At 44.6% G+C, this 23,673-nt stretch carries 21 protein-coding genes; 16 read left to right on the plus strand and 5 right to left on the minus strand.

Annotated elements, in window-relative coordinates; genetic code table 11:
• The 11 genes from VST71_03445 to VST71_03495 form a co-directional block, all read left to right on the plus strand.
• A partial coding sequence (locus VST71_03445) for a TlpA disulfide reductase family protein (protein MEC4684772.1) occupies positions 1-191 on the plus strand: 191 nt, incomplete at its 5' end.
• 56 nt (positions 192-247) lie between these two features.
• Positions 248-3,070: an excinuclease ABC subunit UvrA gene (gene uvrA, locus VST71_03450; protein MEC4684773.1), complete on the plus strand. Its 2,823-nt coding sequence runs from the start codon at positions 248-250 to the stop codon at positions 3,068-3,070.
• 3 nt (positions 3,071-3,073) lie between these two features.
• Complete coding sequence (locus tag VST71_03455; GenBank protein ID MEC4684774.1) at positions 3,074-3,454, plus strand: FxsA family protein; 381 nt, start codon at positions 3,074-3,076, stop codon at positions 3,452-3,454.
• A 175-nt stretch (positions 3,455-3,629) separates the two neighbouring features.
• Positions 3,630-4,511 (plus strand): ATP phosphoribosyltransferase, encoded by an 882-nt coding sequence (gene hisG, locus VST71_03460; protein MEC4684775.1) that lies wholly within the window; start codon positions 3,630-3,632, stop codon positions 4,509-4,511.
• Between the two features lie 853 nt (positions 4,512-5,364).
• A complete protein-coding gene (locus tag VST71_03465; GenBank protein ID MEC4684776.1) occupies positions 5,365-5,826 on the plus strand; it encodes a hypothetical protein in 462 nt (153 codons plus the stop codon).
• Positions 5,827-5,955: 129 nt separating this feature from the next.
• Positions 5,956-6,411 (plus strand): HNH endonuclease, encoded by a 456-nt coding sequence (locus VST71_03470; GenBank protein ID MEC4684777.1) that lies wholly within the window; start codon positions 5,956-5,958, stop codon positions 6,409-6,411.
• 186 nt (positions 6,412-6,597) lie between these two features.
• On the plus strand, positions 6,598-7,104 hold the full coding sequence (locus VST71_03475) for a transposase (protein ID MEC4684778.1): 507 nt from the start codon (positions 6,598-6,600) through the stop codon (positions 7,102-7,104).
• A gap of 250 nt (positions 7,105-7,354) precedes the next feature.
• Positions 7,355-7,843: a HEPN domain-containing protein gene (locus VST71_03480; protein MEC4684779.1), complete on the plus strand. Its 489-nt coding sequence runs from the start codon at positions 7,355-7,357 to the stop codon at positions 7,841-7,843.
• 166 nt (positions 7,844-8,009) lie between these two features.
• The gene (locus tag VST71_03485) at positions 8,010-11,033 is read left to right on the plus strand and encodes a DUF3883 domain-containing protein (protein ID MEC4684780.1); all 3,024 of its coding nucleotides are present in this window, start codon (positions 8,010-8,012) and stop codon (positions 11,031-11,033) included.
• Between the two features lie 156 nt (positions 11,034-11,189).
• Positions 11,190-11,561 carry a hypothetical protein gene (locus VST71_03490; protein MEC4684781.1) on the plus strand — a complete coding sequence of 124 codons (372 nt, stop codon included), beginning with the start codon at positions 11,190-11,192 and terminating at the stop codon, positions 11,559-11,561.
• Between the two features lie 158 nt (positions 11,562-11,719).
• Positions 11,720-12,220: a hypothetical protein gene (locus tag VST71_03495; GenBank protein ID MEC4684782.1), complete on the plus strand. Its 501-nt coding sequence runs from the start codon at positions 11,720-11,722 to the stop codon at positions 12,218-12,220.
• Positions 12,221-12,385: 165 nt separating this feature from the next.
• On the opposite strand, the gene VST71_03500 is transcribed toward VST71_03495, so the two are convergent.
• The 3 genes from VST71_03500 to ligA form a co-directional block, all read right to left on the minus strand.
• Positions 12,386-13,153 carry an MBL fold metallo-hydrolase gene (locus VST71_03500; GenBank protein MEC4684783.1) on the minus strand — a complete coding sequence of 256 codons (768 nt, stop codon included), beginning with the start codon at positions 13,151-13,153 and terminating at the stop codon, positions 12,386-12,388.
• A 145-nt stretch (positions 13,154-13,298) separates the two neighbouring features.
• A complete protein-coding gene (locus tag VST71_03505; GenBank protein ID MEC4684784.1) occupies positions 13,299-14,216 on the minus strand; it encodes a CARDB domain-containing protein in 918 nt (305 codons plus the stop codon).
• 146 nt (positions 14,217-14,362) lie between these two features.
• The gene (ligA, locus tag VST71_03510) at positions 14,363-16,372 is read right to left on the minus strand and encodes an NAD-dependent DNA ligase LigA (GenBank protein ID MEC4684785.1); all 2,010 of its coding nucleotides are present in this window, start codon (positions 16,370-16,372) and stop codon (positions 14,363-14,365) included.
• 165 nt (positions 16,373-16,537) lie between these two features.
• Between ligA and VST71_03515 the strand changes: the two genes are divergently transcribed.
• On the plus strand, positions 16,538-18,475 hold the full coding sequence (locus VST71_03515) for a helicase C-terminal domain-containing protein (protein ID MEC4684786.1): 1,938 nt from the start codon (positions 16,538-16,540) through the stop codon (positions 18,473-18,475).
• 30 nt (positions 18,476-18,505) lie between these two features.
• On the opposite strand, the gene VST71_03520 is transcribed toward VST71_03515, so the two are convergent.
• Complete coding sequence (locus VST71_03520) at positions 18,506-18,844, minus strand: MTH938/NDUFAF3 family protein (protein ID MEC4684787.1); 339 nt, start codon at positions 18,842-18,844, stop codon at positions 18,506-18,508.
• 208 nt (positions 18,845-19,052) lie between these two features.
• Between VST71_03520 and purF the strand changes: the two genes are divergently transcribed.
• The 4 genes from purF (at position 19,053) to VST71_03540 (ending at position 22,508) form a co-directional block, all read left to right on the plus strand.
• Positions 19,053-20,474: an amidophosphoribosyltransferase gene (purF, locus tag VST71_03525; GenBank protein ID MEC4684788.1), complete on the plus strand. Its 1,422-nt coding sequence runs from the start codon at positions 19,053-19,055 to the stop codon at positions 20,472-20,474.
• A 168-nt stretch (positions 20,475-20,642) separates the two neighbouring features.
• A complete protein-coding gene (atpB, locus tag VST71_03530; protein MEC4684789.1) occupies positions 20,643-21,317 on the plus strand; it encodes a F0F1 ATP synthase subunit A in 675 nt (224 codons plus the stop codon).
• A 30-nt stretch (positions 21,318-21,347) separates the two neighbouring features.
• The gene (gene atpE, locus VST71_03535) at positions 21,348-21,692 is read left to right on the plus strand and encodes an ATP synthase F0 subunit C (GenBank protein ID MEC4684790.1); all 345 of its coding nucleotides are present in this window, start codon (positions 21,348-21,350) and stop codon (positions 21,690-21,692) included.
• A 186-nt stretch (positions 21,693-21,878) separates the two neighbouring features.
• Entirely contained in the window at positions 21,879-22,508 is a 630-nt protein-coding gene (locus VST71_03540; GenBank protein ID MEC4684791.1) for an MBL fold metallo-hydrolase, read from the plus strand.
• On the opposite strand, the gene VST71_03545 is transcribed toward VST71_03540, so the two are convergent.
• Positions 22,505-23,485 (minus strand): LysM peptidoglycan-binding domain-containing protein, encoded by a 981-nt coding sequence (locus VST71_03545; protein ID MEC4684792.1) that lies wholly within the window; start codon positions 23,483-23,485, stop codon positions 22,505-22,507. The two genes, VST71_03540 and VST71_03545, sit on opposite strands and share 4 nt — an antisense overlap.
• Positions 23,486-23,673: the final 188 nt, after the last annotated feature.

The raw sequence follows: 23,673 nt of genomic DNA on the forward strand, positions 1-23,673 counted from the left end.
TTATCAGGAAGCATCCTGTCTCGTTTGTTGTACTTCACGACTCAGACATAAAGGTATCGCGTAAATACAATGTCTTTTCAATTCCCACAACATTTCTGATTGACAAAAAGGGCAAGATAGTCGAGAAATTCCTTGGCGGACATGACTGGACATCCCCTGAGATCAGAAAAAAAATTGATGGGCTTTTATAACAAAACAGAACAGAGTACCAGAACTGCAGAGCAAGAAAACAACAGACAATAAATACATGCGTTACCTGATAATAGAAGGGGCCCGGCAGAATAATCTCAGGAATATTTCCCTCCGTCTCCCTCATAACAGCATAATAGCAGTAACAGGCCTTTCAGGTTCGGGAAAGTCCTCGCTTGCATTTGATACCATATTTGCCGAGGGTCAGTGGAGGTTTATTGAATCACTCTCCACCTATGCAAGGCTTTTCCTTGAAAAGCTCGACCGCCCGGACGTTGATTCCATCCGGAACATAAGGCCTGCAATCGCCCTTGAGCAGAAAAACCCTGTCAAGGGGGCCCGTTCAACAGTGGGAACCCTTACCGAGATTTACGACCTCTTCCGTATTCTCTATGCAAGGATTGCAAGACCCTATTGTCCAGAGTGCACTAAAGAAATAAGGCGGTGGAGCGTTGATGAGATCATCACGGAACTCCTGGGACATTACAACAATGAAAGGGTAATGATAACCTTTGAGACATCCGCCCCCCCGGAAGAACTATTGAAAAAAGGTTTTTCACGCATATGGAACGGCCATGAGATAGTAGAGTTGGGAGTAAAAAAGTCTGATTCCGATGTTCAAAAACCCGCAATCCGTGACTCGCAAACGCTAATCGACAAACCGGCAGTGGTTGTTGACAGGGTAGTAATCAAGAACAGCCCGAGATTAACAGACTCTCTTGAGCTTGCTTACAGGGAAGGTTGCGGCAGGGTTACACTCTACCTCTTCAGGCAGGGCAATGGCGCCCTTAACATCATGCCCCTGAGGTTTTCTGCAGAAACCGTCTGCGACTCCTGTGGTACAGAGGTGCCGGAGCCAACGCCGCTGTTATTCTCATTCAACCACCCGGTTGGTGCCTGCCCGGAATGCAAGGGATTCGGCAATATTCTGAAATATGATGAGACCCTTATAGTTCCTGACCCATCACTTTCAATTACAGAGGGGGCAATAGAGCCATGGGAGAAGCCTGCTGCCAGGTGGTGGAAGGAGCAGATACTCAGTGGGGCAAAAAAGGAAGGCATTGACCTCCACAAACCATTTTCAGACCTTACAGATGAAGAAAAGGAAAAAATATTCAGGGGCAGCAGACATTTTTACGGGATAGACGATTTTTTTGAGGACCTTGAAACCAAACGCTATAAACTACACGTCAGGGTTTTTCTAAGCCGTTACCGCTCTCCGGAGACCTGTCCTTCCTGCAAGGGCAAACGACTCAGAAAGGAATCACTCGTCTACAGGATTGCAGGACAGGATATTGCCGGGCTTGGTGAGATGCCGATCGGGAATCTCCTGTCTTTTTTCAGCAGCATCGGGCTCACCTCACATGAACTGGACATCTCCAGAGAGGTTCTGAGACAGGTGCGGATGAAGCTTGAGTTCCTGAAGAGAGTGGGGCTCTATTATCTTACCCTGAACAGGCTTGGCAAAACACTCTCCGGAGGAGAATACCAGCGGGTAAACCTTGCAAACCAGATAGCCTCATACCTTACAGGCACCCTCTACGTCCTTGATGAACCCACAGTCGGACTCCATGCAAGGGACACGGACAGGATTATAACCATTATCAGGGAGATAACCTCTCTGGGCAACACGGTAATAGTAGTGGAGCATGACAGAAAGGTCATCAACTCTTCAGACTGGGTGGTTGAACTTGGTCCCGGTGGAGGACGGAAGGGTGGAGAGATCGTCTATTCAGGGCCAAGGGATGCTTTTTTAAATACCGATACCGTAACTGCACGATACCTGAAAGGGCTTGACAGGGAGAGACTCCAGACCCTCTGGAAGAGGGGGATTAAATCACTCAGGGTCAAAAAACGCTTTACCCTGAAAGGGGCCCGGGGAAATAATCTCAAGGGCATAGACCTTAAAATTCCTCTGGACAGTTTCACCGTAGTAACCGGGGTTTCCGGTTCAGGAAAGAGCTCACTCATTGTGGAGACCCTTTACCGGGCACTGGCACGCCATTTCAGACACTCCCGCGAGCATCCCCTCCCCCTTGATTCCATCAAGGGAGCTGAACACCTGAAGGGGGTGCGCCTTATTGACCAGGCGCCTATCGGAAAGACCCCGCGCTCAAACCCTGCAACCTACCTCAAGGTTTTTGACTATATAAGAAAACTGTTTGCAGCACAACCATACTCAAGGGCCCATGGATATACGCCGGGATTTTTCTCCTTCAATGTCTCCGGTGGTAGATGCGAAAGGTGTAAGGGGGAGGGGTTTGAAAGGCTTGAGATGTATTTTTTTGAAGACCTGTTTGTCAAGTGTGAAGAGTGCGACGGCAGACGTTACGGGCCTGAGGCATTAAAGATAACCTACCGGGGGAAAAACATCCATGATGTCCTTGAGATGACGGTAGATGAGGCAGTGCAGTTTTTCTTCACAGAGGAGTTTATACGCTCAAAACTTGCAATCATGCAGGAGATTGCCCTTGGCTATCTCAGACTTGGACAGTCAGCCACAACCCTGTCGGGCGGTGAAGCCCAGCGGCTCAAGATATGCGCTGAACTTGGCAGTACAAAAAAGAAAACAGGTCTCCTGTACATACTCGATGAGCCAACTGTAGGGCTGCACTACAGGGACGTCCTTGCACTCTTAAAGGTACTGAGGCGTCTTGTTGATGAGGGCAATACCGTGGTTGTAATTGAGCACAACCTGGATGTAGTCAGTGTGGCGGACTGGGTGATAGACCTTGGCCCTGAGGGGGGACCGGAGGGTGGCAACATCGTGTTTGAAGGCCCCCCGGAAAAACTCATATTCTGCAGCGACTCCCATACAGGGAGATACCTCAAGGAGGAGGGATACAAGATAGAGACTTTATCTCAAATCGTGTATAATTAAATAATGTTCTTTAAATTATTGGTGATATTTATTGTTGTCCCTGTTGTTGAGCTTTCCCTTTTAATAAAGGTTGGTTCTATTATCGGCACCTTAAACACAATAATCATAGTATTGCTGACTGCCGCCATAGGCGCCTACATGGTCAAACTGGAGGGGCTGGGCGTTATGTACCGCATACAGAAAAACCTGATGGAAGGCATCTTCCCTGCTGAAGAGTTGATAGACGGCGTGATGATCCTGATAGCAGGCGTACTCCTCCTTACCCCTGGATTCATTACTGATATAATCGGGTTCCTTATGGTCTTTCCGGGCTCAAGGAATGTAATTAAAAGGCTTGCAAGACGTTATTTTGATAGACGCATAACCTCTGTACATATCCGCTAATAATTCAAATCACTCCGCTCCATTTTTGATTTCGATCAGGATATCCGGTTCCATGGTTACAACTTTTTGTAGATGATGCGGGTATTTTGATATAATAGATTCCCGCGTCAGCTACTAAACAAAGCCTTCGTGGCAAATACATAATCTGTATTAAAAACTCAGGAAGGAGACTCAGATGCCGGCAAAGAATATACTGAAACTCGGACTTCCCAAGGGAAGCCTTCAGGAGGCAACACTGAAACTTTTCAGAAAGGCAGGCTATCATATCACCGTCTCACATCGCTCCTACTATCCTGCAATCGATGACCCGAAGATACAGCCAATGCTTATAAGGGCTCAGGAGATGGCAAGGTATGTGGACTACGGAATCCTCGATTGCGGCCTCACAGGATATGACTGGATACTTGAACAGAACGCTGATGTGAAAGAGATAGCCGAGCTTAAATATGCCAAGGAGGGCCTGAGACCCGTAAAATGGGTTATCGCCGTGCCTGCGGATTCAAAGATAAAGACAGTCGAAGACCTTAACGGCAAGAGGATAGCCACTGAACTGGTTGCCTTCACCAAGCGCTACCTCAAATCCAGGAATATAAAGGCAACCGTGGATTTCTCCTGGGGCGCAACAGAGGTCAAACCCCCGCATCTTGCAGACGCCATAGTCGAGCTAACAGAAACAGGAACCTCCCTCAGGGCCAATAATCTCAGGGTGATAGAGACCATTCTGGTATCAAGCACGCGTTTTATCTCCAACAAAAAGGCATGGAAAGAGCCCTGGAAGAAGCAGAAGATGGAGAACCTGATTATGCTCCTTAGAGGGGCCCTCGAGGCCGCAGAGCGGGTAGGGCTGAAGATGAATCTCCCTGAAAAGTCCCTCAAAAAGATACTCTCTCTCCTGCCGGCCATGCACTCTCCCACTATCTCGGTACTTACTGCCAAAGACTGGTATGATATTGACGTGGTGATAGAGGAAAGGCTTTTAAGGGACCTTATCCCCAAACTCAAAAGTGAGGGGGCCACAGGAATTGTGGAATATCAATTAAACAAGGTTATCCCCTGAGCAGAGATCAGACAGTCAGCAGGGGATGTGAATTTTACCTTTACTTCCCTTTCAGAGTATGTAACAATGTAGTTAGACCAAAGTATCTGATATTTTAGGAAGGTACCGAAGTCTATACACATTGGTTTAACCGGGGGTGCCATTTGGGGAGGGGTCTGGTTAGGTAGCACAATATCAATGCTATGACTGGTTGTTTGTAGTAAACGGGGGCTTGCTACAAGCGGTTGAAGCTGTTTTCTTCTGTCATGTTGCTGAAAAACTCCTCAATATGTCACCCCCTAAAATAAACCCGGGGGAGCCAGCCTTAACAGACTGATTTCAGAGGTAATTAATCAAAAACCACCATGATGTGAATTTTACCTTTACTTCCCTTCCGGATAATGTAACAATGTAGTCAGACGAAAACAAGGGGTGTTTTTCAAAAAACACCGAAGTCTCTCCAAGTGGTTTAACCGGGGTTGCCATTGGAGGAAGGGTCTGGTAGGTACATATTACAAGCAAAGCCCTGCCTGGTTGTTTGCAGTCAAGGGGCTCAATACAAAATGACAAAAATGTCTTCTTCCATATCTTACCAAAGAATACCAAGTCCCTGCAGTATTGCTTTATTATTGGTTGTGCTGTCAATTTTTCTTTGAGGGGTGAGCACTCTCAAACTACTCAAATATAAGTAAGCATAGTATAACTATCATTGAATAATTGGTCTATTTCTGTATATCATTACAAATATCATGATATACAGTTAGTTATTTATAAATAACCAGCAAAAAACTTGTCAAATATCATTTTAATCGGGTAAACTTTGAAGATATACAGAAATTCTATACTAACTGGTTATAAATCTAAGGATGGATAAATGGCTAAATGGTGCACAATAGCTCCAATTCTTTATTCAGATATAGAGAAAAAAATAGACATCCCTTTTGAACTTGGAAATGGTGTACGTTTAATATCATTACCAGAATGGCTCAAAGAAGATACAATGACTAAGTATCTTGATTATAGCAAACGGGATCGATTAATTAATTATGCCAACTACGCTATAGAAGTAACATATGATGCTGATTCCTATGGGACACCTGATCCTGATTGGAAAGGGAAATACCCAAGGTCACTGCAGGAGCGGGCATTTGAATTTATCAATCTATGCAATATTGCTATCTGGATAGCAAACCCTTGTGATTTCCGATATGAACTTATTTATGATGTTTACGAACATAATGAGAAATGGAATTTTAAGTCATACAATGAATATATTGGATTGAAACCCCATAAAAAATATATGGATTATAAATTGAATATGATAGATCTTCTTTAACAAAAAACATGCTCTTGAATGCTCAACCGCAGGACCCTTTTTGATTTTGTTTAGTTTGAGAAATGCAAATCATATTGATTGCTTGCAACGCTATAAAGATTGAGCATCAGAGATATTCATGTTAAGTTTATGAAAAACTTTAAAACACCAGAAATACTATATTACGAAACGGACAACTCATGTGCATTATGTAGCACTAAAGGCACTAATTTGTTAACTGTTCACCATATTGATGAAAATAGAGTTAACAACACATACGACAATCTGATCGTTCTTTGTCATAATTGCCACTCGCCTTATCATGATCCAAATCACTCAGAACCAACAAAAGAAGAAATAGAGAATAGAAAGAGAAACTTAATCCATAAAACCATTACAACTTTTGGCTTAAACGCAATGAAAATTGCGCATCGTAACAATTTTGGTGTTGTCGCATTTCCCTATATGCTCTACCATCTTTGTGAACTCGATTACATGAAAAAGGAAGAAGCACAAATGGGGTACGGCAAAATTGAAGATGCAACAGCAAGATTTTCTATCACTCCACATGGTAGTAATGTTTTAGAAAAATGGTTCGACGAATAAACAACTTAACAAAGTGCTAAAGCCGACCCGGTAACCCCCGGCGGTTTTTCCTGAACTTGTGGTTTATTATAATCTGTGCCCGGGCCAGCTTATCACCACGTTGAGGCTGTAGAAAAAGTCTTAAAAGGGCTATAATATCGCCATATTCATAGCAATAGAAACAAAGACACCGCTTAGGAGGAAGGGATGGCGAGATACAAAGAGTATGACTATTCGCAGGGGAAATTCATACCGATATATTTTGACAAGCAGATCATGCCTGGGACATTTGAGTATACCCTTCATTATTTAATCGACAACGAAATAGACCTTTCAGTTTTTGACCTGCGCTATCGGAACGATGAACCCGGAGCACCAGCATACGATCCTGCAATACTGTTGAAGATAATACTGTATGCATATTCACGCGGGATAACGTCAAGCAGGAAGATAGCGCAGTGCTGCCGGGAGAACGTCATATTCATGGCATTGTCAGCGGATACACAGCCACATTTTACGACAATAGCGGACTTTATCTCGACACTGGATGAGGAGATCATCCGTCTTTTTCTGGAAGTGTTAATGGTCTGCGATGAGATGGAGTTGATAGGGGGGAAGATGTTTGCGGTAGACGGGTGCAAGATGCCCATCGGTCAGGTAGGTAACGTTATTGACTACGTTGACTTACTGCTTTTCCCTTGTGGGAATCGTTGAGGAAGGCGTTGTTGTGAGGGGACTTTGAGGATTAAAAATAAAGGATGAAAAAAGGTAGCAGTAATCCTGGATGTATAATTATCATTGAACAATTGGTCTGTTTCAGTATATCATTACAAATATCATGCTATACAGTTAGTTCATTATAAATAACCAGTAAAAAACTTGTCAAATATCATTTTAATCGGGTAAACTCAGGTGGTATACAGAAATTGCACAATCATTTGTTATGTGTAGATTATTTAAAAAGATGAGAGTCTTTAAAACGAGTGACGGATTTAAGCCAGATGATTTATTAAAGTTTGCAATAGATCACCTGAGGTCAGCAAATTTGTTGTTTAACCGGAGTCCTATATGTTTTGATTCAGGAGGATATTTATCACACTTGGGACTGGAGTTGATTTTGAAATCGATTCTTCTCAGCAAAACAGGTGAGTTCCCGGCAATACATGATTTAAAAAGGTTATACAAAATAGCAAAAAAATCAGGATATAAGTTAGAAAAGGATGAAGAAGATATATTAAAGAAAATTAATCAGTTTTATTATCTGCGTTATGCAAATCCCCTGAGGCCTGTTGAAATAGGTGATGAGGATTGGCAGTTAATTGAAAATGCTGCAAATACGTTACTATCGTTCTTTCCAGAGAAAACACTAAAAGAATTATATGCGAGTGATTATAATGAAAAAGGTGGCAGAATACTGATGAAGAAGGAAAAGGAAATCGACAAAAACACATAACAACGACATGCACCTAATGCAGACCAGCGTTACTTTTTTTGTTGCAATAGTTTATGTTTTTCAAATTGTCTTTCACCTTGTTCATATTCTTCATGGTCTGCATAGGTGATGTAGGCGTTATATTGCTCAAAATAGTACAACTTATCATCAAATGGTTTAAACCAATATGGAATTATCAAACTTAACAAAAAAAAGACGCGAGCATATTCGTTCGTGTCGTGATAATAACGATAATTCCCATGAAATAATTGCTGGCCTATATTCAGACCAATCCCATTTTATCTATGAGCTTTTACAAAATGCGGATGATGCAGGGGCATCAGAAGTCATCTTTAACTTAACTTCTGAGTCCCTTGAAGTAACTCACAATGGTACTAAATTATTCGATTCTAAAGATGTTGATTCGATAACAACCGTAGGATCATCACCGAAAAAAGACGATGTTAATTCAATTGGTACTTTCGGAGTTGGATTTAAATCTGTTTTTGCAATAACTAAAACGCCAAGTATTCATTCTGGAAATTATCATTTTAGAATTGTAGATTTTATCGTTCCAGAAACAATAAAATCTTTAGACATTAAAGAACAATATACAGTCATATACCTCCCATTTGACCATCTTATTACATCACCCGAAGATGCTTACAAACAAATATCCAAACGATTACAAGCGTTAGAGTCTGAATCATTATTGTTTTTGAGGAACATTCAAGAGGTTCAGTGGAGTACGGAATCAGATAAGGGCCATTATTTGGCTGAAATCAAGGAAGATAAGGATAGCCTGATCTCTCAGGTTAATGAACAAGACAGCCTGAGAGATTATCTGATATTTAAAAAAATCATAGAAATAGACGGTGCCAAACTAAATATAGTAGTTGCTTATCCGTTAAATATTGATGATGGTGACACCGTCGTTCCAGTACATAATTCCAAATTATTTGTGTTTTTTCCTACAAATGAAAGAACAGGGTTAAAGTTCTTAGTTCACGCGCCTTATAAAACCACTCCTAGCAGAGAGTCAATTCCTTTCGATGACAGTCAAAATCAGATTATTACAAATGAATTATCAATGCTGATAGCTGAGAGCATACAATCAATTAAAAATAACGGATTATTGGATGTTGGTTTCTTGACTTTGCTACCTATCGATTCAGAAAATGAACATTCATTGTATAGTTCAGCATTCCAGAAAGTTAAAGACGCATTAACAACCAATCTACTATTACCAACTTCGGATAATGGGTATGCAAATGCAGGAAACACTTTATTAGCAAGAGAAAAAGAACTAACGACCCTATTGGGTAGTTCGGATTGTTCTGAATTATTTGAAAGAAAAACCTGGCTTAGTACGGCTATCACGTATGACAAAACAAGAGAATTAAGGGATTATTTGACGGGGATATTGAATATTCCTGAAATTACTATGCAAAAATTCTGTACAGAAATAACTGAGGAGTTTATAAAAACAAAGCGGGACGAATGGGTTATAAACTTCTATTCAAATATAACAAAAAACAAAGCCTTATATAGAGTCGGAGGCAGCTATCAGAAAAAGGGGGTTCTACGAAAACGCCCAATTATTCGCTTGGAAGATGATTCTCATATCTGTCCAGAAGATGATTTTGGTGATTTGCAAGTATATCTACCGTCCAAGGGAACGTCAAAGTTCAAAACTGTTAAGAGAGCTATTGTAGAGAGTGAAGAATCCATTGAGTTCTTGAAAAGTCTTGGACTCAAAGAGCCAAATAATATAGCTGAGATTAAAGAGTTCATTATCCCGAAATACCAAAGTAGCTATATTGGAAAGGATGAATATATAGATGACTTCGAGCGAGTACTAACAATTTGGATGCAGTCTGATGAGTACCGAAAAAAAGAGGTTGCGGATTTACTAAAGCAATCGCAATTTGTACGGTGCATAAATCAAAGCAAGTCAATCTTTTATCAAAAAGCCGATGATGTGTATTTTTGCACGGATAAGTTATTAGCTTGGTATGAGGGTAATCTAGATGACAATATTTATTTCCTCGAGGTGGGGATTCAGTTAACAGAAAATAGCAGGAAGTTTATAGAAAGCCTAGGTGTTCGATATGATATAAAAATGTCTGGTATCAACGACATTAGGGTTAGTAATTATGGTTGGTACGAAAGAAGTGTTAATGGGTTTAATCCAGGCTTTGGTATACATGGGTTAGAATTTACCCTGAAAAGCATAACTGCTGAAAAGTCTCTATTCTTGTGGTCGGTATTGCTTAAAAATACCAATAAGCTGAAGGGTTATATAGAAACAACATCCAACCAAAATCACCCATATAATAAGGGTGAAGAGAAGACATCAAAGGCTATGGATGCGTTAATTAAAAGTCCGTGGCTATATGACAAGGAAGGCAAATTAATATTTTTACCTATTGATCAAGTAGCGTTTGATGATCTGAGCGATGATTATCAAAAAGAAGATAATAATATCGAAAGGCTCGTTAAAGCACTCGGATTTAAGCTGGATGAAATTGTAGAATTCGAAGAAAAAACTGGTAAAAAAGTTGTATCCATAGAAGATTTTGAACTTCTTCGAAAAATCAAGAAAGATCCTAATGATGCTGAAGAAGAGAAGGATGAGGACGATAACTGGATACCAGAAACAGATCCTGATGATGCAAACATCATTGAAGACGAATCCGATTTTAAAAGGCACATACAAGAAGATTTATCTGGCCAAGATGCAAAAGTAAATGCTGGTATTGATGATACAGATAATGATAATGGTGAGAAAGAAAGGGCAAATGGTAGCAATTCTGACAAACCAAAAGATAGTAAAGCAATAGGTGCTTGGGGAGAATCTATCGCCAATAGATACTTAGTAAAAAAGTATTCAAAGAACGAAGTGGTTTGGCTAAATGAAAGCGGGAATGTCGGAAAGGGCTACGATTTTGTAATAAGAGAGAATGGTGAAGATATTGCCTACTATGAAGTCAAAAGCAAAACTGACAAGGCACCACAACTATTTCTAATATCTGGTACACAGTGGGGTTGGGCGAAAAACTTACATAACGCAAATAAGGGAGGCATGTATAAAATTTTGTTAATTTCCAATGCAGGAAAAAAAGAACCAAAAATCAGAGAAATAATAAACCCTGTTGAACTTTGGAATGCTGGGAAATTATACGCAGACCCCGTTAATATTGAACTATAGCAGTTGAAAACGCAATATAACAAGGTGCTACACTCGGAGTATCCACTGTTTGCTCTGCGCTCCGCGCCTTACAACCAGCGGATGGAACAGATGCCCTTTGGGCACTCCTCATCAGCGGCGTTAGAAGGCTGAACAAGAATAGAAAAGGAGGTGTATATGGGATTTCTCAGCAATTTATTTGGCGATGAAAATTTCGCAGGCCAGATTTCTGATAGGGGAGTTAAGTATTTATTAGCAAATTTAGATTCCGTCGATACTGAAGTCCTTAACTTTCTTGAACCCACTCATCATATTTGGCCAGAGCAACAGATGTTTATTCCTAACCTTATGGGTGAATTCAGAGACTCGAAAGTTGGGATTGTACACGGTCAAGGGGGAGGCCATGCATTCATACGCATGAATGCGCTCAAATCGATAGCTCAAGAGCATATCGGTGAAATTTCAAATTACTGTGAGTTAGTCAAGTTATTTCGTGCTTCTGGTCTGGAGGTAAAACGAATTAAGTATTTCCGAGTTGAGGAACATTAACGGTCACCCACTTTTAAAGTTGCGAACGACGCCTTCTAACAAAGCAAATCAACATGGATGGACAAAAGCGTCGCAATTTTTGCAAAAAGACGCAAAAATTCCGCCACTTTCGTCCACCAGTTATTTGCAACGTTATGCTTTATCAATAAGGAGGAAACATGATTAAATTTCTACAAGCCTTAGTTGTAATTGGTTTTTCTTTTTTTATCTTCGCTTGTGGTGGTGGTGATGATGGCGGTGGCGGTGGTGGTACAACATTTAATAAAGTCTCTTTCCCTCTCACCGTCAAAGCGCAAATTGATGGTCGAAGCCAACTTATGTTAAGTGGAAGTTTGATTTGGTGGCACCACATTGACTGGGAACCTCCTGGCCTTTGGGGAGAAGAGCAACCAACTTTTTTAAACGAAGAAAAATGGTATCCAGTATGGCCTGAAGGAATTCTTACTGATTGCGATTGTGATTCATCCAAGATAGACGCATTAGCAACACCATTGCGCGCTGATGCAACGATGATATCTCTTAATGTTATTGCAGGGAGGGGGGAAGTTACGATTGTTGAGCAACCTAATCAAAATAATGATTACACAGCCACAATTGAGTTCGACGATAATAATTCAGTGGGCCCAGACTGGTACGAAATAATAATTTCTTATAACTAATACTTAACTGCATAATTTGATGTTTCATGTTTTGCTAATAAAATATAACGGAGAGCTACCTGAGGGACATACTATGCATAACTATTGAAGGGCAAAAAAATAATGTTGATAAAATTGCAGGATTTATAACTCCTCAATTTTCATTACTATCTTGAGTTTTGAACTTCAGACAGACAAGACCTCTGTTGCCATGTATCGACTGGCAGTATAGAGGGTGAGGTTCGGGTCTACAATCCTGCGGTGTGTCTGAAGTGCCAGGTCAGGGACATTGTTATTCTCCGAAAGATGCACCAGACAGGCCCATTTCAGACGCTCTGTATACGAGTTACAAAGCAGTTCAGCGGCCTCAATATTTGAGAGGTGGCCGCCCGGCCCCTTTATTCGCGTCTTCAGGAATGCAGGATAGGGGCCGCTTGCAAGCATGGCAGGGTCATAATTGCTTTCAATAAAGACCGCATCAAGGGATGCAACAACACGGTCAAGCCCTTCAAAGAGGTGTCCGAGATCGGCAAGGATACCGAGACGCTTATTGTTCGAGATGACGACAAATGCAGCACCATCCACACCATCATGCGGCGTAGGAATCGCCTGGACAGACACGTTTCCAAACTGAAGCATCCCGTCTGACTGAAAGTAACGGATATCCTTTAGCCTGCCAAGCCCGCGCTTTTCAGTTGCAGCTTTCAGGGTCTTTGGCGTGACATAAAGGGGCAGACCATACTTCCGCTGGTACACACCGGCATGGCAGATATGATCACTGTGGTCATGGGATATTATCACGGCATCGACCTGCCGGATATCGCGTCCGTGTGCGGCGAGTCTCTGTTCTGCCTGTATGCCGCTGATTCCTGCATCAAAAAGAAGCTTTATCCCGCAGGTCTCAACATAAAAACAGTTACCCTTGCTGCCCGATTGAAGTGAGATTGTATTCATGGTTCAGTATTATTATTCCCCGACCTTTTTGTTTCCCCTAAAACCCCCTTTTGGTAACAGGGGTTTTAGGGGAATTCTGTACAACTTCATGGTGCTGCTGATCAATATTTTTAATTACTTGATCTAAACAGATGCCTCTTCGGAACTACTCTTTGGCGCAGACATTATCGATCCAGAATTCCTGGCCGCCGATCCGGAGTTTCTGGACAGCGCCTGTGAGAACAAGGGTTCCTGTCTTCCCGCCAGGCACAGGGGTTGATGTCACAGAAACGTTGACCCCGGCGATTGGCGATGGTGCTGCTGAAAGCTCGCCGGCATAGATCGGTACGGGCTGCCCGTTAACTCCAAGATTCTCAAAGCCGCCCAGATCAAGGTATTGAAGCTCTACCCTTGAAACAGGAAATCCTACACCGCTGAAATCAAACTCAAGGTTAATGTTGTTGGTGTTGATCGTCTGTCCTGTGCCGAAGGGTACAGGAGGCATCTCGATGCGTGCTAAATTGAATGTACCGCCTCCCCCCATCCAACGGAAATCATAGACAAACATCTCTATACCGTTAGGTGCCACCATCACAACATCACCCGGCACATTGCCTGCCGGACTGCCGTATAGGGTGCCGGCAGGTGGCGGTGGACCGAAGTTGATACACGCTATCCTGGGGAGCAGAACTTCCTTGACATTATTATTTTCATTTGACTCCTTCACCATCCCCTTTGGGTCAACCAGTACCGTGATCTTGTAAACATTCCTCAGGTAGTCATTATCGGGATGTGCAAGTGGAGCGAAGTCTGCATCCAGCGTTATAGCAGCCCCTTTTGCAAGACCTGGAATGTTATACCTTACCTGTGGTCTATAGTTTGGGGATACAGGATCCTCATCACCGTTAAAATAGACCATAAAGGTTCCAGCGTCCTTGTTACCGATATTGGCAATCTCCGCACTTGCTTTTTTATCTACTGCATTCCAGGTTACATCCAGATTTTTTACCACCAGATCAGGTGCGCACCCGACCAAGGCAGCCGACAGTATAAATATAAACGCAAAAAATTTTACTCTCTTCATGTCCCCTCCCCAAATGATTAAAGGTTAAAAATAAAAGCATGCTAAACACCCCATTTACAAGACTGTCCACCGCTCACACTGTCACACTTATCACCCCCTTTTAACCTCAGAATAATCAGCGTCATTTGAAGAAATCCGTGCAAATATCAGCTCTCCGTCATTTCCAGCAGCTCATCAAAGCTTATAGTCCTGACTCCAAGGTCCTGAGCCTTCTGGAGTTTTGAACCCGGGGACTCCCCGACAACAAGGTAATCGGTGCTCTTTGAGACTGCTGAGGAGACATGACCGCCAAGGTCTTCAATCATGTCCTCCACTTCTTTTCTCGGCCTGGGCAGGGTGCCGGTAATCACGAAAACAAGGCCTTCAAGCGGCTGCTTTTTCTTCTTTTTGCCCTCAAAATCAGGGTTTGTTATCTCGAGACCCAGGGATTTGAGGGTTTCAAGCGTCTGCAGGTTCCCGGGGTCGCTGAAGAAGTCCGAGACCGAGCGTGCAATCTTCTCACCCAACTGCTTTATACCGGCAATCCTCTCAGGGCTTACATTGTACAGGTCTTCAAGGTTCTTAAAGTGTCTGGCAAGAAGCTTTGCTGCATATTCGCCAACATGAAGTATGCCGAGGGCATAGAGGAATCTGGCAAGTGTGGTCTTTTTGCTCCGCTGAATCGCGTCTATGAGGTTTTGGGCTGATTTTTCGGCAAACCTCGGCAGCTTAAGGAGGTCCTCCTTTTTCAGTCTGTATATGTCCACGAAATGCCTGATGAGTCCCCTTGAGTAAAGAAGTTCCACATTCTTTTCACCAAGACCCTCAATATCCATGGCAGCCCTTGATGCAAAGTGTTTTATCCGCTCCTGAACCTGTGCAGGACAGTTGATACCAACACACCTGAAGGCAACCTCACCTTCTTCCCTCACAACTTTCGCGCCGCACACAGGGCACTTTTCAGGAATGGCAAAAGGCCTTTCCTTTCCTGTCCGCTTCTCCTTTATTACCATCACGACATGGGGGATGACATCCCCCGCCCGTTCAACCACCACGGTATCCCCCACCCTTATGTCCTTTCTCTTAATCTCATCCCAGTTATGCAGGGTGGAACGGGAGACGGTCACACCGCCGATCCTTACGGGCTCAAGAAGTGCAACGGGTGTTATCACCCCTGTCCTGCCGACACTCGGGATTATATCCCTTATCCTGGTTGTCCCCTGATGGGCCGGAAATTTATAGGCAATGGCCCAGCGCGGCTCCCGGGTCTTGACACCCAGAGTACGCTGCAGCTTAAAGTCATTCACCTTGACAACAGCACCATCGGTCTCAAAAGGAAACCTTCTCCTCTCCTCTTCTATCTCCCTGATGACCTCTACAACCTCATCAACCCCTTTTGCAAGCCTTACTATAACAGGAACCGGAAACCGGGCCTTCTCAAGCCATTTGATAAACTCCCACTGACTCCTGAACTCCATCCCCTTTACCGCTCCAGCTCCGTAACACGCAAGGTGGAGCCTTCGCGAGGCTGTTATCGACGGGTCGAGCTGCCGTACCGAACCAGCAGCTGCATTTCTGGGATTGGCAAAGGGGGATTCCCCCTTCTCTTCCCTCTCCCGGTTCAGTGCCTCAAACTCCTCGATATCCATATAGACCTCCCCGCGGATATCGATCTCCTGAGGAATATTCTTGACCTCTTCTATCTTCAGGGGCACGGACTTTATGGTGCGGATATTCTGTGTAACATCCTCCCCTACATAACCGTCACCCCTTGTGGAGGCCCTCAACAGGAGTCCGTCCCTGTAAGTCAACTCAATTGCAAGACCGTCATATTTCGGTTCAACCGTGTATTCAATTTCATCATCAGTGCCGAGAAACCTCTTGACCCTGCCGTCAAACTCTCTTACCTCCTCATGTGAAAAAGCATTGTCAAGAGAGAGCATGGGCTCGGTATGCTTTACCTTCTCAAACTTGTCAAGGGGTGGGGCGCCAACCCGTTGGGTGGGGGAGTCGGGCAGTATATAGTCGTATTTCTCTTCAAGCTCCTTCAGACGAAGGAAGAGACGGTCATACTCCTCATCAGAGATGACAGGGGAATCAAGGACATAATACCGGTAGCAGTGGTAGTTGAGCTCCCTGACAAGCCTCTCCATCTCCTGCCTGATCTCCGGTGGAATCTTTTCCGACAATATCCACTCCTTTTTTATATACAGGTTGATATGTTCCTGGTGCTCTTTGTCCATTATAGGGTATTTATTAAAAAGCCTGCAAGGCAGGACTGAAAGAAGATTACAAGACGGTGAATTATGAAAATTATGATATAATTTCAGATGTCTGTTGAGTTGGCTGATATAAAAACCTGCTTTCACGGCACCGGGCCGATTGCCTCCTGTTTTGTGAATTATGAAGACCGTCCGCAGCAGCTCGAAATGGCCGGGGCAATCATGAATGCCCTCATGGAGGACAGACACCTTATTGTAGAGGCAGGCACAGGTGTCGGCAAGAGCCTCGCCTATCTCATCCCGATTATCAAGCATTTCAAGAGTGAAGAGACACAGCGGGTTGTTGTCTCCACCTATACAAAAACCCTGCAGCGGCAGCTTGTGGAGAATGACCTGCCCTTTTTAAAAGAACACCTCTTCCCTGAACTGAGATTCACGCTCTGCCTCGGCAGCGAAAACTACCTCTGCCTGAGAAGGCTCAGTATCAGCAGGCAGCACGGACTCTTTGAGGCCGGAGAGGAGGCAGGTCTCTCCGAGCTGCTTTCATGGGCAGGTGATACTGAAACCGGGCTGCATATGGAGATTGCCCTTCCACTTAAGATATGGTCAAAGGTGAGCAGGGAGTCGGACCTCTGCCACGGCAGGGACTGCCGCTTTTACAATAAATGCTTTTATCAGAAGGCAAAGGTTGTGGAGAGAAAGAGTCAGATACTTGTGACAAACCACCACCTCTTCTTTGCCAATATGGCATCAGGGTGGAATGTGCTGCCTGAATTTCAGGCGGTTGTCTTTGACGAGGGGCACGAGATTGAGCGGGTGGCATCGGATTATCTCGGCGTAGAGGCGTCAAATACACGCCTCTACTATCTGCTTAATTCCATACACAGTTCCCGAAGAAAGGGAATCCTCCTCAGGCTCCGCAGTCTTGATGCAGGGAGGTTATCAGAGATTGCAGCCCTGACAGAGAGGGTGAGGCAGCAGGGTGAACGTTTCTTTCTGAATGTCTCTGAGTGGCTTGACGGACGGAAATCGATCCGTGTCCGGCGGAAGGGTCAGTTTATGGATATCATCACAGAGCACCTTGATGCACTGAGAGAAGAGATCGGCAACCTCGCCGATACCACGGTATCCGAGGAAGAGAAGCGGGATTTGAAGGCAATAGAGGAGAGATGCAGGGCATTTATTCAGTCCCTGCAGATAACGGTTAATCAGGAGCTGGAGAGGTACGTATACTGGGCGGAAGTGGATGGCAGGAGGACAAGGCTGGTTGCAACTCCTGTTGAGACCGGCAGCATCCTGAGGGAGCACCTCTTTGATGTAATCAGTCCTGTTATCATCACCTCGGCAACCCTTTCCGTGAGGGGTTCTTTCTCCTATATCTCCGGAAGGCTCGGTCTTGAGGGGACTGAGACGTTATCCCTGTCCTCTCCGTTTAACTACAAGAAGAATGTCCTTCTCTACATCCCTGAAAATAATACAGACCCGAGGGCTGATGACTATATCCCGGGGATTACCGGGGAGATAGAAAAGATACTGGCTGTCACAGGGGGAAGGACCCTCGTGCTCTTTACGAGTTACGGCATGATTGAGCAGGTGCTGAAGAGGATTAAGCTCAAGGGGCTCAGGGTGCTGAGGCAGGGGGATGCCGACAGCTACAGCCTTATTGAGGCATTCAAGGCCCTGGATAACACCGTGCTTTTCGGGACATACACGTTCTGGCAGGGCATAGACATACCTGGTAACGACCTTCAGTGCGTGGTGATTACAAAGCTCCCGTTTGCAGTGCCCACAGACCCTGTTGTAGAGGCACGGATGGAGGCAATCTCCGCAAGGGGCGAAGACCCCTTCCATAAATACCAGGTACCCCAGGCTATTATCACTTTCAAGCAGGGCTTTGGCAGGCTTGTCCGGACAGCCACGGACAAGGGGATTGTGGCGGTGCTGGATACCAGGATAAAGAGGAAGGCGTATGGCAGGGCTTTCCTTGATTCTATCCCTGATGTAGAGATAACGGCGGATATTGAGACGCTGAGGGATAAACTGAGTCATCAATGGTAATTGCCGGCAACGCGTTTAGCACGTCTGCACTCAGCATGTCAGATGAAGCGCTGCAGCCACACGACTCCCCTTGCAATCATTGAAAATCGTTACTGCGCGGTTGGTCCTTTCAGCGATTACTTTTATTCCCATACTTCCAAGTTCATCTATCAGCCCCTGCGGGACCTTCATCAGACCGGAAAAGCCCTTCCCAACAATCAAGACCTCCGGCCTCTCCCTGAGCACCTCGGTAAGGTCTTCCATCTGCAGGAGATGACCTTGACTGCGCCACCATGGCGAGACAACCCTTTCAGGAAAAACGAGCACATCAGATGTGTAGCTCTTTCCATCGATCACGATTCTGCCAAAAGTGTAAGAGTCGATATGCATATATCAATTTTACCACTTTCTCTTTTTCTGTCAAGGGGGTATTTAGGAGTTTTTGCTGTTTTGGTGCTGAAAATGTTAAAGTTTTATGATAAAGTCTGATATCAGGGATGTATATTGTGATGTGTATGTTATCAACCGAAAATATGCTGCGCTTTGTGCAGCGCTCAACCCGGATGCCTGGCCTGGTTAAAAGATTCCTGTCTTGAAAGTGCCTGCTATAAATAAATACATACATGATATCAAGGAAGAGTGCGGGGTTTTTGGTGTATACGGCCATCCCGAGGCGTCCAACCTTGCATATCTCGGCCTCTATGCCCTTCAGCACAGGGGACAGGAAGGCGCAGGTATATGTTCCTCTGACGGAAAACATCTCCATATCGAAAAATCCATGGGGCTTATTGCAGACATCTTTACTGAAAAGCGGTTAAAAAGGCTTCCCGGATATATCGCTATCGGCCATAACCGCTACTCAACATCTGGAAGCAGTTCTATAAAGAATGTTCAGCCCCTGGTTGCCAACTTCTCTCTCGGTACCATAGCAATCGCTCACAATGGAAACCTTGTCAATGCCGCTCAACTCAGAGGGAGGCTTGAAGAAGAGGGGGCAATATTTCAGTCTTCCTCAGACAGTGAGGTAGTTGTTCACCTGACTGCCCACAGCCGTGGGGACTCTTTTAAGCAGCGGCTCATCCAGGCCCTTCAGCATGTCTCCGGCGCCTTCAGCCTGCTCGTAATGAGAGAAAACGAGCTGATAGCCATACGGGACCCTTACGGGGTGAGGCCCTTGTCCCTCGGAAAATTCGATGGCGCCTATGTCGTTGCATCGGAAACATGCGCCCTTGATCTCATCGGCGCTGAATACATAAGGGATATAGAGCCCGGTGAGATGCTCGTTATCAATGAACACGGCCTTAACTCAATAAAGGCGCTTCACTCTTCCCGCAAGGCTCATTGTGTCTTTGAATTCATATATTTTGCAAGACCGGACAGCTGCATCTTTGATGGCGTAAATGTAAATGCCATAAGAAAAAAACTTGGCAGGCAACTGGCCATTGAAGCTCATATAGATGCCGACCTTGTAATTCCTGTTCCGGACAGCGGCATGCCCGCTGCCATCGGGTATGCCGAGGAATCGGGAATACCGTTTGACCTCGGGCTTATCCGTAACCACTATATAGGACGGACCTTTATTGAGCCGAAAAAGACCATAAGACACTTCGGGGTGAAGATCAAGCTGAACCCCGTGAGGGAGATACTGAAAGGCAAGAGGGTGATAGTGGTGGATGATTCCATTGTCAGGGGCACAACGAGTAAAAAAATCGTCAAGATGCTGAGAGAGGTGGGAGGGGCCAGGGAGGTGCATATGAGGATAAGCTCTCCGGCCACTGTAGGGCCCTGCTTCTACGGTATCGACACCCCCACAAGGAATGAATTGATTGCAGCCACTCATATGGTTGAAGAGATAAAAAAGTATATAACCTCCGACACCCTGTCCTATCTTTCGATTGAGGGACTCAGAAGCGTGATACCCAGCCCTGATGATTTCTGCTATGCCTGCTTTACCAACGAGTACCCGATCAGCTTTCCCGGAGAACACCTCCAGCAGCTCGACCTCTTTGTAGGGGTATAAATTTGACCTGACACTGAACCCCCCTATTGAGGCAATCAATAGGGCTATTAAAAAAATAAAACGCCGGGATCTTGACATTTTCCTGCAAGATTAGTAATATAACACCACTTTTCAACACTGAAAGAAAACAGGCAGACTATTGAAACGTGGTCTCAAAAGGAGGCAAAGGTGGAAGGTGGCGGTTATCTGATAAACATTCCGGGGGTCCCCCCATATGTAACATATTCCTGGCTTGCAATGGGCATACTCATCCTGATGGCAATCCTCGTCAGGGCCTCTATAAAGCTTGTACCGTCCGGGTTTCAGAACTTTATTGAAATGGTAATTGATGCCATCTACAACCTTTGTGAGGAGACCATCGGGGAGCACTGGACAGCAACCTTCTTTCCCTTGATCGGGACACTCGGCATATACATACTGGTCTGTAATTACATGGGCCTGATCCCTGGATTCGACTCCCCGACAGCCAATATAAACACTACGGCTTCATGTGCCATTCCGGTTTTTCTTGCCACACATTACTATGGGGTGAAGGTTCACGGGTTTAAATATATCAAACACTTTCTCGGACCGATGCGTTCCATCTTTGCACTGCCCCTGATGATAATGATGTTCTTTATTGAAGTCATCGGACACTTGGTCAGGCCCGTAACCCTGTCTGTCAGGCTCTTCGGTAATATGATGGCAAAACATATCCTGCTTGCAGTTCTTGCCGTATTAACTCCCATTGGAATACCTGTACTCGTTCTCGGACTGGGCGTGATTGTCGGACTTGTTCAGGCCTTTGTCTTTGTGTTACTAAGTATCATGTATCTTGCCGGTGCCGTAGAAGAGGCACATTAATATTAGTCTTTATGAAAGGAGGTTGGACCGATGAAAAAACAAACTGCCGTGATTTTTCTTACTCTCGCCATAGTCTGTTTACTTGCCCCGCTTGCTTTTGCAGAAGAGGCAGCAGCAGCCGTTGTGGCGGGTTCTAATGCCAAGGCCTTTGCTGTGCTGGGAGCTGCTCTCGGTATTGGTATCGCTGCCCTTGGGACCGGAATAGGCCAGGGAATCGGTTTGAGTAAGGCATGTGAGGGTGTAGCAAGAAACCCAGGGGCGTCAGGAAAGATTATGATGATACTCATCATAGGTCTTGCCATGATTGAATCATTGGCAATTTATGCCCTGCTGGTATCACTGGGTATTCTCATGAGCCAGAACAGCTTCTTCTAAATCTTTACAGGCTCTTTCTTTACAAAGACTTACAATTATTCAGATCCACGGAAAGGCGGGATAACTTATCCTGCCTTTCTTTTTTTAGCAGTCACCTCCGGGTACTGCTAAACACAGACAACCTCTTTTGTAAATATCGGTTTCGGATAAAATACCACATACTCACAAGACAGGAGTGATATAACGATGGGTTTGGAGATAAAAACCATAGTAGTCGGACAGCTTGAGGTAAACTGTTATATTGTTTATGATGCTGAAAACAGGGAGGCAATTGTTGTAGACCCGGGAGATGAACCTGACAGGATTCTGGATTTAATAACAGCTGATAACCTGAAGGTAAGGCACATTGTCTGTACGCACACACACTTTGATCACGTAGGCGCCATACCTGAACTCAGGGAAAATACCGGAGCACAGATAGTTATTCACAAAAAAGAGTCTGAAATTTACGAGGCAGCACGGGATATGGCCGCCCTTTGGGGCTATGACGTAGACCCCCTGCCTCCCCCGGACATTTTTATTTCAGAAGGTGACGAGATCAAGACAGGGAATCTTGTCTTCAGGGTAATACATACACCCGGGCACAGCCCCGGAGGGATATGCCTCTATGGCAATGGAATCGTGATAACCGGGGATACACTCTTTGCGGGTTCCGTAGGGAGAACGGATTTCCCCGGCGGAGACATTAACCTGCTGAAAGAGTCTTTTAAACGTCTCATGTCCCTGCCCGAGGATACTGTAGTTCTGCCTGGTCACGGTCCCCAGTCAACAATAGGCAGGGAAAAGAGAGAGAACTTTTTTATTAACGAAGTCTAAAAATAATCCCCTCTCGTAATAGCAGTTTTGCTCTTTGTAACAATGGCAGTAGCGCTTTTCTGTCTCGTACTTATCACCTGAATCTTGCCTATCGGCCTGTTTGGCTTTTCAGCCGAGACAAGGGTGAAAGTACTTCCCGGGACAACCCCATCAACTGAACCACGGTCAATATACACAATATCGTAGTTACCACTGATAAGCCTCAGGTCCCTGGCAGCAACAACTGTTCCGCTCACAGCCGGAGACTTTCCTTTAACAAGCGGAAAGGATTCGATGGGATAGTAATTATCGATAGGGTCTCCTTTCTGGATTTCTATAAAGGACTTTATCACCTTCGCCTTGGTGAATCCCGCTTCCCGACCTGTCACCTCAATAACCCCGGTTAATTCAATCAGGTTGCCGAGTACTTCACCGGTTGATGGATGCCTTATCACTCCCAGTGAACGTTCGGCATAAAACTTCTTTCCATTCTCCGGCACGGCATTATTATATAGTTTTATATATACAAGATCATCCTTTCCGATAAGTGTCCGTTCATCCGGAGTTGCAACAATTTTCCCCACCCCTGGAATTACCTTGTCAATATAGCCGCTTGCAGCGATCATGTCCGCATCAACCACAAAGGGTTGCCGTGGTGCAATCGTAATGGCCTTCTCCTCAATCTTTTCCACAGGCACAGGTTGTTCCTTTCTGACCTCTTTTTCTTCAGGAAGCCTGATGTTGATCTGTTTCTGCAACATGTAACGCGGAAGCCTCAGATGCTGTCCGGGGAAGATAAGGTCGGGGTTTTTCACCGTTGGGTTCTCCTTCCAGACATTCGGCCACAGGAATGGGTCTTCGAACTTGCCTCCTGTAATGTCCCAGAGGGTATCACCCTTTTTAACAGTGTACTCCACATACTCACTCTCTCCGGCCATAATGCGTAAAGGCATGAGCAGTGAAAGTGATATAATCAGGAAAATAAAAGTTGCTTTCATATCAATTCTCCTTTCACAAATATTAGTTCTTATATAACAATAACCAACTTTATCAAAAGTGTCAACAGTTTTTTATGTCAGGCATGCTTAAGAGCTTCTGTTGTCGGTATTGCCCGGTGGCTGATATAAACCCTATTATACATGCCTGTTATAATAAAATGCCACTTGGCTGATTGGTCAACTTCCTG

The sequence above is a fragment of the Nitrospirota bacterium genome (assembly GCA_035873375.1).
In the GTDB taxonomy this organism is placed as follows: Bacteria; Nitrospirota; Thermodesulfovibrionia; order Thermodesulfovibrionales; family JdFR-85; genus BMS3Bbin07.